Annotated in this window: 8 protein-coding genes; 5 read left to right on the top strand and 3 right to left on the bottom strand. The window is 60.5% G+C overall.

The features are described 5' to 3' along the window. Positions 1-81: 81 nt before the first annotated feature. From KZH41_RS00465 to KZH41_RS00475, 3 genes are all read right to left on the bottom strand, one after another. Positions 82-1,167 carry a 5-(carboxyamino)imidazole ribonucleotide synthase gene (locus KZH41_RS00465; RefSeq protein ID WP_083356067.1) on the bottom strand — a complete coding sequence of 362 codons (1,086 nt, stop codon included), beginning with the start codon at positions 1,165-1,167 and terminating at the stop codon, positions 82-84. 12 nt (positions 1,168-1,179) lie between these two features. Beyond that, a complete protein-coding gene (gene purE, locus KZH41_RS00470; RefSeq protein WP_003195648.1) occupies positions 1,180-1,671 on the bottom strand; it encodes a 5-(carboxyamino)imidazole ribonucleotide mutase in 492 nt (163 codons plus the stop codon). Between the two features lie 331 nt (positions 1,672-2,002). Further along, entirely contained in the window at positions 2,003-2,926 is a 924-nt protein-coding gene (locus KZH41_RS00475) for a LysR substrate-binding domain-containing protein (protein ID WP_094948996.1), read from the bottom strand. A 182-nt stretch (positions 2,927-3,108) separates the two neighbouring features. On the opposite strand from KZH41_RS00475, the gene aspA reads away from it, so the two are divergent. The 5 genes from aspA to KZH41_RS00500 all read left to right on the top strand — a co-directional run bounded on the left by aspA (position 3,109) and on the right by KZH41_RS00500 (position 13,196). Continuing rightward, positions 3,109-4,533: an aspartate ammonia-lyase gene (gene aspA, locus KZH41_RS00480; RefSeq protein ID WP_053258714.1), complete on the top strand. Its 1,425-nt coding sequence runs from the start codon at positions 3,109-3,111 to the stop codon at positions 4,531-4,533. Between the two features lie 391 nt (positions 4,534-4,924). After that, entirely contained in the window at positions 4,925-6,376 is a 1,452-nt protein-coding gene (locus tag KZH41_RS00485) for an alanine/glycine:cation symporter family protein (RefSeq protein ID WP_094948997.1), read from the top strand. A gap of 86 nt (positions 6,377-6,462) precedes the next feature. Then, positions 6,463-7,446, top strand: a complete 984-nt coding sequence (locus tag KZH41_RS00490) for an asparaginase (RefSeq protein WP_263274198.1) — start codon at positions 6,463-6,465, stop codon at positions 7,444-7,446. Between the two features lie 93 nt (positions 7,447-7,539). Next, positions 7,540-12,141 carry a hypothetical protein gene (locus KZH41_RS00495; protein WP_263274199.1) on the top strand — a complete coding sequence of 1,534 codons (4,602 nt, stop codon included), beginning with the start codon at positions 7,540-7,542 and terminating at the stop codon, positions 12,139-12,141. Between the two features lie 62 nt (positions 12,142-12,203). After that, entirely contained in the window at positions 12,204-13,196 is a 993-nt protein-coding gene (locus tag KZH41_RS00500) for an AraC family transcriptional regulator (RefSeq protein WP_263274200.1), read from the top strand. The last annotated feature ends 115 nt before the right edge of the window (positions 13,197-13,311 follow it).

Genomic DNA, 13,311 nt, shown 5'->3' on the forward strand with positions numbered 1-13,311 from the left:
GCCATGCCAAAGCCTAGTCAGGCTTTGGCATCCTGCAATCAGAGAGACGACGGTGACCAATGGTTCCCGACGACCCTTGGCTTATTGCTCGGCGATCAGCGCTTCGACCTTGAGGATTTGCGCTTGCAGCGTCGCGCGGTCCTTGCAGCGCAGGTTGGCATGACCGACCTTGCGCCCGGCTTTGAAAGCCTTGCCGTAGTGGTGCAGGTGGCAGTCATCGATCGCAATCACACGCTCAACCGGCGGCACAACACCGATGAAGTTGAGCATGGCGCTCTCGCCGACCTTGGCCGTGGAGCCCAACGGCAAGCCCGCCACCGCCCGCAGGTGGTTTTCGAACTGGCTGCACTCGGCGCCTTCGGTGGTCCAGTGCCCGGAGTTGTGCACGCGCGGGGCGATTTCGTTGGCCTTGAGGCCACCGTCGACTTCAAAGAACTCGAACGCCATCACGCCGACGTAATCCAGCTGCTTGAGCACACGGCTGGAATAGTCTTCGGCCAGGGCTTGCAGTGGGTGGTCGGTGCTGGCCACGGACAGCTTGAGGATGCCGCTATCGTGGGTGTTGTGCACCAACGGGTAGAAGCGGGTTTCGCCATCACGGGCACGCACGGCGATCAGCGAGACTTCACCGGTGAACGGCACGAAGCCTTCCAGCAGGCAGGCGACGCTGCCCAATTCGGCAAAGGTACCGACCACATCGGCGGCGGTGCGCAGGACTTTCTGGCCCTTGCCGTCGTAACCCAAGGTGCGGGTTTTCAGCACAGCCGGCAGGCCGATGCTGGCAACGGCAGCGTCCAGGTCAGCCTGGGACTGGATGTCGGCGAAGGCCGGGGTCGGAATGCCCAGGTCCTTGAACATGCTCTTTTCGAACCAGCGGTCGCGAGCGATGCGCAAGGCTTCAGCGCTCGGGTACACCGGTACGAACTGCGACAGGAAGGCCACGGTTTCGGCCGGGACGCTTTCGAATTCGAAAGTCACCAAGTCGACTTCATCGGCCAGTTGGCGCAGATGGTCCGGGTCGCTGTAGTCAGCGCGCAGGTGTTCACCGAGGGCCGCCGCGCAAGCGTCCGGCGCCGGGTCCAGGAAAGCGAAGTTCATCCCCAACGGGGTTCCCGCCAAAGCCAGCATGCGACCCAGTTGGCCGCCACCGATTACACCGATTTTCATCAATCAATAACCTCAGGCGATGCGTGGGTCTGGATTGTCCAGGACGCTGTCTGTCTGCTCAGCACGGAATTTTTTCAGCACCGCGTGGAACTGCGGGTGCTTGGCGCCCAGGATGCTGGCGGACAGCAAAGCCGCGTTGATCGCGCCGGCCTTGCCGATCGCCAAGGTGGCCACTGGAATACCGGCGGGCATCTGCACGATGGACAACAGCGAATCCACACCCGAGAGCATCGACGACTGCACCGGCACACCGAGCACCGGCAGGTGGGTCTTGGCCGCACACATGCCTGGCAGGTGCGCTGCACCGCCGGCACCGGCGATGATCACCTCGATGCCACGGGATTCTGCTTCATCGGCATACTGGAACAGCAAATCCGGGGTGCGGTGGGCAGAGACCACTTTCACTTCATACGGAATGCCGAGTTTTTCCAGCATATCGGCGGTGTGGCTAAGGGTGGACCAATCGGACTTGGAGCCCATGATCACGCCAACCAATGCACTCATCGTCGTGCCTCTTCTCTCTGGGCGCCCGCAGGCGCGTCAAAAAACAACAAGCCACGCGGGAAATCCGGCGTGGCTTGTTGTACGAAATTTGGCCGGTTGGACCGGCCGAAGGCCGCGCAGTATACCGTAATAATTCAGATAAACAGCCCCTGGAATGACCATCTGTCTAGCCGTGCAAACCGGCGGTTTTATTGACTTTCAGGTCAGCGAAAACACCGCCGATAAACCATGGGAACGGGATCAATGTGGGAGCTGGCTTGCCTGCGATAGCATCACCTCAATATGCCTGATGTACCGAGGTGCGCGCATCGCAGGCAAGCCAGCGCCCACACTAACCGCGCTCAACGGGAGGACTCTGCGCCGCCCCACCTTCCAACTTGCGCCACAACAACCGCACGTTCGCCTTACGCACCAACGCGCAGCGATACAGGCGAATCTCCAGCGGCACGTGCCATTGCGGGCCGCCACACACCACCAACTCGCCTCGGGCCAACTCTGCCCGCACACTCAGTTGCGGCACCCAGGCGATGCCCAACCCTTCTAGCGCCATGCTCTTGAGGCTGTCGGCCATGGCGGTCTCATAGATAGTGGTAAACCGCAGGGCGCGCTGACGCAGCAACAGGTTCACCGAGCGCCCGAGAAATGCACCGGCACTGTAGGCCAGCAGCGGCACACTGCCCTCGCCTTCCAGGTCGAACAATGGCTTGCCCTCGGCATCCGCGGCGCACACCGGGAGCATTTCGGTATTGCCCAAGTGCAGCGACGGGAAGATCTCCGGGTCCATCTGCAAGGCCGCGTCGGGGTCGTAGAACGCCAGCATCAAATCGCAGCCGCCTTCGCGCAGGGCGTGCACGGCGTCGCCGACGTTGGTGGCGACCAGCCGTGTGGCGATGTTGAGGCCCTCGTTGCGCAGTTGCGCGATCCAGCGCGGGAAGAAGCCCAGCGCCAGGGAGTGGGCCGCCGCCACTTGCATGACCTCGCCCTGACCGCCTTCCAAGTGATGCAAATGGCGCAGGACTTCACCGAGCTGTTCGACCACCGTGCGCGCGGTGACCAGGAACAGTTGCCCCGCCGCCGTCAGTTCGACTGGCGTGCGCGAGCGGTTGACCAAGGTCAGGCCCAGTGCGGCCTCCAGGCTGCGGATACGTCGGCTGAACGCCGGCTGAGTGACAAAGCGCCGCTCCGCCGCCTGGGAAAAGCTGCGGGTAGCCGCCAAGGCGCTGAAGTCTTCCAGCCATTTGCTCTCAAGGTTCATCACTTCCTCCCACGGGTACGCACCATTTTGGCACACACGCCCGTCATGATAGCTGGGTCACACCTACATTATGCCGTTTGTGCATAGGCCAGTGTTTAACAGCATTGGCCCAAAAACTCCCACAAGCCTAGCATTCGCAGCGTTCCGGCCAGTTCCGGGTCCATATCGAGATGATTTCCGTCATGTCCTCCGCTGCATCATTCCGCACAGAAAAAGACCTGCTTGGCGTACTTGAAGTACCTGCTCAAGCGTATTACGGCATCCAAACCCTGCGAGCGGTGAATAACTTCCGCCTCTCGGGCGTTCCGATTTCGCATTACCCGAAATTGGTGGTCGGCCTGGCAATGGTCAAGCAGGCAGCCGCTGACGCCAACCGCGAGTTGGGCCAGCTCAGCGAAGCCAAGCACGCTGCCATCAGCGAAGCCTGTGCCCGCCTGATCCGCGGCGATTTCCACGAAGAGTTCGTGGTGGACATGATTCAAGGCGGCGCTGGCACTTCAACCAACATGAATGCCAACGAAGTCATCGCCAACATCGCGTTGGAGGCCATGGGCCACAACAAGGGCGAGTACCAGTACCTGCACCCTAACAACGACGTGAACATGGCGCAGTCGACCAACGACGCCTACCCGACTGCGATCCGTTTGGGTCTGCTGCTGGGCCATGACGCGCTGCTCGCCAGCCTCGACAGCCTGATCCAGGCGTTCGCCGCCAAAGGCGTCGAGTTCAGCCACGTGCTGAAAATGGGCCGCACCCAATTGCAAGACGCCGTGCCGATGACCCTCGGCCAGGAATTCCGTGCCTTCGCCACCACCCTTGGTGAAGACTTGGCCCGCCTGAAAACCCTGGCTCCGGAGCTGTTGACCGAAGTTAACCTGGGCGGCACCGCCATCGGCACCGGCATCAACGCCGACCCGCGTTACCAGGCCCTGGCCGTACAGCGCCTGGCCCTGATCAGCGGCCAGCCGCTGGTACCGGCTGCCGACTTGATCGAAGCCACCTCCGACATGGGCGCCTTCGTGCTGTTCTCCGGCATGCTCAAGCGTACTGCGGTGAAGCTGTCGAAGATCTGCAACGACCTGCGCCTGTTGTCCAGCGGCCCACGCACCGGCATCAACGAGATCAACCTGCCGGCACGCCAGCCAGGCAGCTCGATCATGCCCGGCAAGGTCAACCCGGTGATCCCGGAAGCGGTCAACCAAGTCGCGTTCCAAGTTATCGGTAACGACCTGGCCCTGACCATGGCTGCCGAAGGCGGCCAACTGCAGCTGAACGTGATGGAGCCGCTGATCGCTTTCAAGATCTTCGACTCGATCCGCCTGCTGCAACGCGCCATGGACATGCTGCGCGAACACTGCATCGTCGGCATCACCGCCAACGAAGCGCGCTGCCGCGAACTGGTGGAGCACTCCATCGGTCTGGTGACTGCGCTGAACCCGTACATCGGCTATGAAAACGCCACCCGCATCGCCCGTATCGCCCTTGAAAGCGGCCGCGGCGTGCTGGAACTGGTGCGCGAAGAAGGCTTGCTCGACGACGCCATGCTCGACGACATCCTGCGCCCCGAAAACATGATTGCCCCACGTTTGGTCCCGCTGAAGGCCTAACGTTTGTTGCACTGCTCACCAGGATGAGGGACTAGACACCTCTCACCTTTTGAGGGCCTGAAGGCTCGTTCTTCAGGCCCTTTTTTTTGCCTCCAGGTTGTGAAATGACGCGCATAAAAACTCCAATATCGCCCTGCAAACCCTCCTTGCCTGCAACAGCTTGGCTGAAACCTTTAATCGCCCCGTGCAGACGGATCACGCTCGCCTAGGTATAGTGCCGCCCCTCTTCGCGTCTGCGGCCGTCGGTAACGAGGCCCGGATACAGCGCGAAACCGCATGAATAACAACACCCGCAAAAGGATTGGGTCGAAGCGTCGTGCACTGCCTGGTGCTGAGCGATGCGTCGAACCGTCCTGCGTTTGCCATTAGAAAAATCAGCGAGGAACACTCCATGCTCGAAGTCATCAACGACTTCCTCTCAGGGAAAGTACTGATCGTGCTCATTGTCGGGCTCGGCGGTTACTTCACGATCCGCTCGCGTTTCGTACAGTTGCGTCACTTTTTCCACATGTTCTCGGTGTTTAAAGACAGCCTGAAGAGCAGCGCCGGCCAACTCAGTTCGTTCCAGGCGCTGATGCTCAGCCTGGCCGGCCGCGTGGGTGCCGGTAATATCGCCGGTGTCGGCATTGCCGTGACCCTGGGTGGCCCGGGTGCCGTGTTCTGGATGTGGGTCACCGCGCTGGTGGGCATGTCTTCGAGCTTTATCGAATGCTCCCTCGGCCAGCTGTACAAGCGCACTGACGCTGAAGGCACTTACCGTGGCGGCCCGGCCTATTACATTCAGCACGGCCTGCACAAACGCTGGTTGGGCATGGTCATGGCGTTCCTGTTGCTGGTGACCTTCGGTTTCGCCTTCAACGGCCTGCAAGCCCACGCCGTGACGCACTCGCTGAACAACGCCTTCGGCCTCGACACCACCTACACCGGCCTCGCGCTGGCCGTATTGCTGGGCCTGGTGTTCATCGGTGGGATCAAGCGCATCGCCTCGATTGCCGACCTGCTGGTGCCGGTCAAGACCCTGGTCTACATCGCTGTGACCCTGTACGTGATCGTGCTGCAATTCGACCACGTGCCGGCCATGCTCGCGACCATCGTCAAGAGCGCGTTCGGCCTCGACCAAGCCTTCGGTGGCCTGGTAGGCAGCGCGATCATCATGGGCGTGAAGCGCGGCGTGTTCGCCAACGAAGCCGGTTTGGGCAGTGCGCCTAACGTGGCCGCAGTGGCTTCGGTAGAACACCCGATCGCCCAAGGCGTGGTGCAAGCGTTCAGCGTGTTCCTCGACACCTTCGTGATCTGCACCTGCACCGCGCTGCTGATCCTGCTCTCCGGTTTCTACACCCCAGGCTTTGAAGGCGACGGCATTGCCCTGACCCAGAACTCCCTGGCGGCCGTGGTCGGCGACTGGGGCCGGATGTTCATCTCGGTGGCCCTGGCGTTGTTCGTATTCACCTCGATCATGTACAACTACTACTTGGGCGAGAGCAACCTGCGCTTCCTGGTCGGCAACAACCGCAAGGTGTTGATGGGCTACCGCGCACTGGTGCTGGTGCTGATTTTCTGGGGTTCCATCGAGAACCTTGGCACCGTGTTCGCCTTCGCCGACATCACCATGACCATGCTCGCGTTCGTCAACCTGTTCGCCCTGGCGTTCCTGTTCAAGATCGCCATGCGCATCCTGAATGACTACGACAACCAGCGCGCAGCGGGCATCAAGACCCCGGTGTTCGACTCCAGCCAGTTCCCTGACCTGGACCTGGACCGCAAGGCCTGGCCTGCGAACCCGGCGAAGCCTGAGCCTGGCGCTCAAGCATCGGCCGAACTCAACGCTCAAGCGCAACGCTAAGCGTCGTAAGCCTAGATAGATGACACGCCGCCCGGCCTTGGGCATGCTCAGGGCCCGGCGGCGTTTTTCGTTCAGGAGATTGTTCAATGCAACCAGCTAACAACGTGATGGTGCTCTACACCGGTGGCACCATCGGCATGCAGGCCAGCGCCAACGGCCTGGCGCCTGCGTCGGGTTTTGAAGCGCGCATGCGCGAACAGCTTGCCAACCTGCCAGTGCCCACCTGGCGCTTTCGCGAAATGTCGCCACTGATTGACAGCGCCAACATGACCCCGGCCTATTGGCAGCGCCTGCGCGTCGCCGTGATCGAGGCCGTGGACGAGGGCTGCGACGCGGTGCTGATCCTGCACGGCACCGACACCCTGGCCTACAGCGCAGCGGCCATGAGCTTCCAATTGCTGGGCCTGCCGGCACCGGTGGTGTTCACCGGCTCCATGTTGCCCGCTGGCGTGCCCGACAGCGATGCCTGGGAAAACGTCAGCGGCGCCCTGCAAGCCTTGGGCGAAGGCCTGACACCGGGCGTGCACCTGTACTTCCACGGCGCGCTGATGGCGCCGACCCGCTGCGCAAAAATCCGCAGCTTCGGCCGCCATCCATTTGCCGCACTGCAACGCAACGGTGGCGCAGCCAAGGCCGATGCACTTCCAGCAGCTCTGGATTATCGCCAACCCAAGGCCCTGGCCAACGTCGGTGTATTGCCGCTGGTACCAGGCATCGCCGCCGAGCAACTGGATGCGTTGATCGACAGTGGCATCCAGGCGTTGGTCCTCGAATGTTTTGGCAGCGGCACAGGGCCCAGCGACAACCCGGCGTTTCTCGCCGGCCTGCAGCGCGCACGGGATAAAGGGATTGCAGTGGTGGCAATCACCCAATGCCATGAAGGCGGCGTGGAGCTGGATGTGTACGAAGCCGGCAGCCGTTTGCGCGGCGTTGGCGTACTGTCCGGCGGCGGCATGACCCGCGAAGCAGCCTTCGGCAAGCTCCATGCGTTGATCGGCGCAGGCCTTGCCACACACGAAATCCGCCGCTTGGTGGAGCTGGACCTGGGTACGGACTCGCACCCTAGATAAGTACCTCCCATCCCGTCTTGCCGCTTTCTAGCATGGAAACCCCGAGCGTAATTACCGGGTTGTTCCCATCAATCGGCAAGACAGGGATGCACCATGACCACTCCAAGCACCACCACGCAGGATGCAGAGTCCGAAGACATCACACAGAAGCTGATCACCCAGCTGTGTGTCGGTCCCTCGATAACGGAGGCTGCTGGCGAACTGCTGCGCGAAGCGTTAGACAAACAGTATCCAGACCTGCATATCAACCCGGATACCACTGTACTGGGTACGCCGGCCTGGGAGCTCGTCGACGACAAGATCATCTCTGCCCCCGCGCATTATCAAACCCTCAGCGCTGTGCTGGCCAGGCAAGCCGTGCGGCAAGTGCCGACGCTGTGCATCGAAGGCGAACATTTTCTCACCCGGCTCCCGCTGACCGAACCTGCAGTTAACTTGCCGGTACGCATTGTTGAAGTCGCCAACACGATCAACAGGTTGGCACCCGTCCTGTTCCAGGCGCTCAAGGAACAGCTGGTGGTTTTCTGGAACACCAGCAACGGCAGTGGCCCTCGCTGGCGAGAACTTGCCAATACACTGCGCAAAGCCTGGAATGTGCAACACGTGGACGAGTGGACCGACGCAGACTGTCAATTGGCTCGCAGTTTGTACCTCTCTCCCACACCGGCGAACCGAAAGCCCGACGATCCACTGCAGCTTCGCGCATGCATGATCGACGTTGACCTTATGAGCGGCACCAAAGTCACCCACACCCCACAGGTATTTATCGCCGTGCTGCTGGGGCAGTCCGCGGGGAAACCCGTCATCCTCTGCCACTCGCTCGATGGATACAAAAAATTCGCCACCTTGGATCAACTGGGCGAGTACCTGGCGACGCTGGTGTACCAGCCCGTACCCTATGAGCGCCTGCAGTGGCAACTGTACGAACCCACCGAGAATTTTTTCGAGCACTTGGCCTGCTCCCTGGTCGCATTGCAAATCGACGCTCTCACCACCACCTCCCCTGGCACGTCGGCCACGCCGAGCACACACCCACTGGGCGCACTGGCGGGGACGCCTGGACAGGTAACTCCCAAGGGGCCGGATCTTGCGTGGTATCAGCAATCACTGCCGGACTGGCTCGCCCAGGCCTCCACGTCGGACCAGGCGTTTTATTCACGGCATCTCAAGGACCTGGCCGCGCTGAACAGCCTGAATGCGGGAAAAACCTACCAGGACGACATCCCCTCTATCCAACGGTACGCTCAGGACAGGCTCAAGGCTCAGATCATCAAGGAACATCCCGACGCTGCGAACCTGCCCCTGGACACCCTGACCATCGAGATCAAAAGCCTGATTGTCTGGGGCTTGTTCACAGTCCCGGGGCAGTTCGAAACCACCACCTTCAGCCTGGCCGATCTGGCCCTGCAAAACCTGATCGCGTTGCCCGTCGGTAACCAAAGCCTGCGCATGCACACGCGCAAAGCCCTGCCTGTGTGGCTGACCGTCGACTACGTGAAAACGCTCATTGCCCAAGTCGATATCGGCACCGCCTACCCCGCACTGATACACCGCAAATTGATAGACGACGCTGCCGAATCGGCGCGGCGTAAAATCTTGTACACCCAACACCTGCGCATCCAACTGCCGCTGCTGGCTTTGCAATACAAAATCCGCCAAGAAGCCGGGATCGACGAGCGTGGCTATCGCTATGTGGCCGCCGTCATGCGAGCTGACGCCAGCGACCGTTATGTCGACGGGCAAGCCATCGTCATCAGGTATCTGGCCTTTGTGCCCAAACGTCGGCAGCCCAGTGTCCAGGACGTGGTGAGCAACATGTACGTCATCGGCCCACAAAATGCCGAAGCCGGTCCCTGCCTGCTGTATCGCCCGCTGTTCGATCCGGTGCTGATTCAATATCCGTCACAGGCAAACCTGCTGTACGCCATCGCACAGTCTCGGGATCTACGAAACTCGGTGCTCGCCTGGCTGCCGGACTCGGTGCGCTCTGATTACACCAACTACGTATTTCCCGGCGACCTGCCGTCACCTTGGGCCGTGGCCGATCTTCTGGTAGAACCTGACAAGCTCTGGACCTTCACCGGCCCCATGAGCCTTGGCCAACAAGCCCTCAACGACGATCCGTTCACCACGTTGTTTGATGCCAACGCCCAGGCACTGGTCGAGCTGGCGGACCGCCAATCGGTCTCCAATGCCGAAAACCGCTGGGCCACGCTCAAACAGGCCGGCTGGCTGATCTTCAATTCAGCCTTGCCGTTTTTGGGCCGTATCGCCGGCACCGGGGCCTGGATCTGGCAGATCGTCGATCAAGTGCAAACGCTGGTCGACGCACATGAACACGACGAACAGCAAGCGCAATGGTCGGCGCTTACCGATGTATTGCTCAACCTGGGCATGGCCATCACCTTACATGTCGCCACCCGTGCCCATCCTGGCGCGGCCTCTACTAAGGTTGAGCCACAAACACCTCATCTCCCCGCTGAAAAGCCGGTTACCGTAGAGCAATTACCTACGCGCACCACAGAACAGGCGCCTTCTGGTCACGAACTCGCACTGAACAACAGTGGCGCGCTCACTCGTACCGCCAGCAGCCTGGCGACCTTGCTGGACAGTTTCAACACTGACAGACCCACTGACCTGCCCGCAGTCATCACCGCAGAAGGCAGTGCATACCGACATCTTTATCTGCTGGAAAACCACTACTACGCCCCAGTGGGCACACGCTGGTTTGAAGTGACGCTGGACGGCGACGATACCGTCGTTATCGTCGACCCCAAGCAGCCCAATCGGACGGGACCACCGCTGATTAACAGTGCCAAGGGCGAGTGGTTCATCGACACCCGGTTACGCCTGCGCGGTGGCGGGCGTAAAAGCACACAGAAAAGCGCCTTGGAGGAGGCAAAGGCCAAGGCCATTGAGCTACGCACAAAATTGGCAGCATTCGAAACCACCAAAAAAGTTGCACAGCGCGACCTGCAACAGGCTTTCGATGCCATGACCGAAGGCCCCAGCACTTCGGCCCAGGCCCAGGCCAAACGCCAGGCCTACCTGGGTAAACTCGACAGTCAACGTTCGGACTACGAAGAGGCACGACAACAGCTGATGACCTTGCATGTCTTTACCCCGGTCGCTGACTTTCAGAAAACAGCGCTGGGTTATGTAAAGGCGCAAATGGAGCTCAACGAGGCGGGCCTCAGAGAGCTGCAAACCACGTTCACTCCGCAACTCAATACCGTCTTGGACCAGCTCGAAACCCCGTCAGCATCAAGCCAGGCAAGCCGCGTAGCGGACGCGCGATTAGTCACTGACATGAGTGACGACATCATCATGCGCCTGGATTACGCAAAATCGCGCTTCGCTGAGCTACGGCCCCTGGCACGCCAAGGCTTGCACATGATTCAGAGCAGCAAAAGCCGGCTGCCCACCTACACCAGCGACGACCTTCGAGCCTTGAAAGTGACGCTGGCGCGAAATTTATGCCTGCAACCGCACTCCATCACTACTGAACCTGCGGCCTGGACCCTGATCGGCGACATTGTCGATGGTGCAGACCTTGCCGTGCAGACCCTGCGTGACGCCCTGCAAGAACGTAGCGAAGTACGTTTGGACGAGCGTATTGAAACGTTGAGCAGCCTGGTCGAGCAATTCCAATTCATTGATGAGCGCCTGCAGGATTTTCCTGAGGACTATTCCGAACAAACCCTGACCGCGCCTGTTGGAAACCTGCGTGAAATGCTCCGCAGCTTCGCTGATAGGGCCACCGCCGAACTTGCGCCTCTGCACGTTCAGCAGGAGCACCGGCGCATCCGCCCCACACCGCCGCCTACACCGCCAAGAGCAGTGAAACAGTTCATTCACACACGCTTCAACGGTGTGTTGATAGGCGAGCCGCGCTTGACCGCAGTGGGTCTGGAGACCGAATTTGTCGATATCAAGTCTCCGCTGACCCATAAGACCCTGGCCACCTTTCATGAGAAAACCCCAGGAGTGTGGGTCGAGCACATTGAGGGCCACACCACGCCCGCACCCGCCGCACCTACCATTGAAACCAGTCTGGCCAACGGCCAAGCGTTATTGGACCAACTGCCTACGTTTCAGGCGCGTGCCGATGAGCAAATAAACAAACCCTCGCGCACACCCATCGGCATCGAACACATGTTTCATCAACATGCCCAAGTGCTTGAGAAGGCCGATCAGGCCATCGAAGATGCGCTGACCCAAGCCAATGTCACGGAAAGCCACCAGCCGTCGGCAGCCAGGCTGCGCAAACAACTCGACACCGCAGCTCAAGCGCTTTACGAGCAAGCCAAACAGCAGGTGCAGAAGATGATCATGCAACAGGCGCCCACCCTGTCAGGTGTTGAATGGCTCAAGAACAACAACGTCATCACTATCAAAAAAACCGTAAAGCGGCACCGTCTCAAAAGTGCCAAGAAAGATTATTTGGATGAGTACACCCTCACCGATGAGACCACCGGCACAACCCTCTGGTATGCGCATTTCCATTACTCAAGCACCGACGCACCGGCCGATAGATTTTTATCCGCCCGCTTGAAAACCCCACAAGAGCAAGCACAGGGCACGGCGGCTGATGATGTTCAAGGGCTCAACGCACAGCAACGAGTCGCGTTCTACCGCAGTACCATTAACCTGACACAAGCCAAGCGCTTGTTTTTCCGCCTTAAGCCCGAATAACAGGCGCCTGCGGTAACGGCATATAACTTGCTCCAGCCAGGTAAACCCGGGCTGGAGCCAGCATGCTGCATTCACACCTGACTACCCTCAATGCCGTCTCGCGGGTGTTGGACACCTTCAAGGCCGAAGGCGTGGCCTTCGAAGCGTTGCTGGCCGGCAGCGGCATCTGCAGCGCCGACCTGCAGCGCGCCGACACACGTATCACCACCCACCAAGAGATGCGCGTGTGTGCCAACGCAGTGGCCTTGCGCCGGGACGTTGGCCTGGAACTGGGGCGACGCATGCATGTGTCGTCCTATGGCATGCTCGGTTACGCCCTGCTCACCAGTGCCACCTTCGGTGACGCTTTGCGCCTCGCGCTGCGCTACCCGGCGCTACTGGGAACACTGTTTGAATTGAGCCTGGAGCAAGACGGCCAACGCATCTGGTTCACCGCCAGCGATTACCGCGAGGCCCCCGCGCTGGCTGCGTTCAATGTCGAGCAGTGCCTGGTCTCGCTGAAAGTCATTTGTGACGACCTGCTCGGCCAGCCTCTACCGCTGCTGCGCGCGCGTTTTGAATACTCAAGCCCCGACTATCAGGGGCGTTATGCAGAGTACTTCGACTGCCCGCTGGAATTTTCAGCCCACGCCAATGGGTTCGCTTTCGATCGGCGCTGGCTCGACCACCCGCTGCCGTTGGCGGATGCCATCACCCACCGGGCAATCGCCGAACGCTGCCGCAAACAGAACACCGAGTTCACCGGGCGCCAGGCGTGGCTGGAACGGGTTCGCCAATTGCTCAGCGCACAGCTGCACGCCGCGCCAGGTGTTGATGGGCTGGCCGAGCAGATGAACTGCTCACCGCGCACCTTGCGCCGACACCTGCATGAGTTGGGTTGCAGCTATCAGGGGCTGCTGGACGACCTGCGCTTTGAACGCGCCAAACAGTTGCTGGGCGCCGATGAACTGCCGATCTATCGAATTTCCGAGCTGTTGGGCTTCAGTGAAACCGCCAGTTTCAGGCATGCCTTTGTGCGCTGGAGCGGCGTGGCGCCGAGCCAATTTCGACCATGATGCCCCATTGAGGGGCGAATTTCGGACAGACAATTTGGCCATATTCATCCCCTTTTGGCCGCTCCTGCCATTCTCATAAACCGCATCCGCCGCAAGACTGCATCCACTGATACAG

The sequence above is a fragment of the Pseudomonas sp. YeP6b genome, assembly GCF_025642995.1.
Classification (GTDB): Bacteria; Pseudomonadota; Gammaproteobacteria; order Pseudomonadales; family Pseudomonadaceae; genus Aquipseudomonas.

Excerpts from the sequence above, each read along its gene's own strand:
- KZH41_RS00485 (WP_094948997.1), top strand. The coding sequence starts at position 4,925 with ATGCTCGAAGTCATCAACGACTTCCTCTCAGGGAAAGTACTGATCGTG.
- purE (WP_003195648.1), bottom strand. The coding sequence starts at position 1,671 with ATGAGTGCATTGGTTGGCGTGATCATGGGCTCCAAGTCCGATTGGTCC.
- KZH41_RS00495 (WP_263274199.1), top strand. The coding sequence starts at position 7,540 with ATGACCACTCCAAGCACCACCACGCAGGATGCAGAGTCCGAAGACATC.
- aspA (WP_053258714.1), top strand. The coding sequence starts at position 3,109 with ATGTCCTCCGCTGCATCATTCCGCACAGAAAAAGACCTGCTTGGCGTA.
- KZH41_RS00500 (WP_263274200.1), top strand. The coding sequence starts at position 12,204 with ATGCTGCATTCACACCTGACTACCCTCAATGCCGTCTCGCGGGTGTTG.
- KZH41_RS00490 (WP_263274198.1), top strand. The coding sequence starts at position 6,463 with ATGCAACCAGCTAACAACGTGATGGTGCTCTACACCGGTGGCACCATC.
- KZH41_RS00475 (WP_094948996.1), bottom strand. The coding sequence starts at position 2,926 with ATGAACCTTGAGAGCAAATGGCTGGAAGACTTCAGCGCCTTGGCGGCT.
- KZH41_RS00465 (WP_083356067.1), bottom strand. The coding sequence starts at position 1,167 with ATGAAAATCGGTGTAATCGGTGGCGGCCAACTGGGTCGCATGCTGGCT.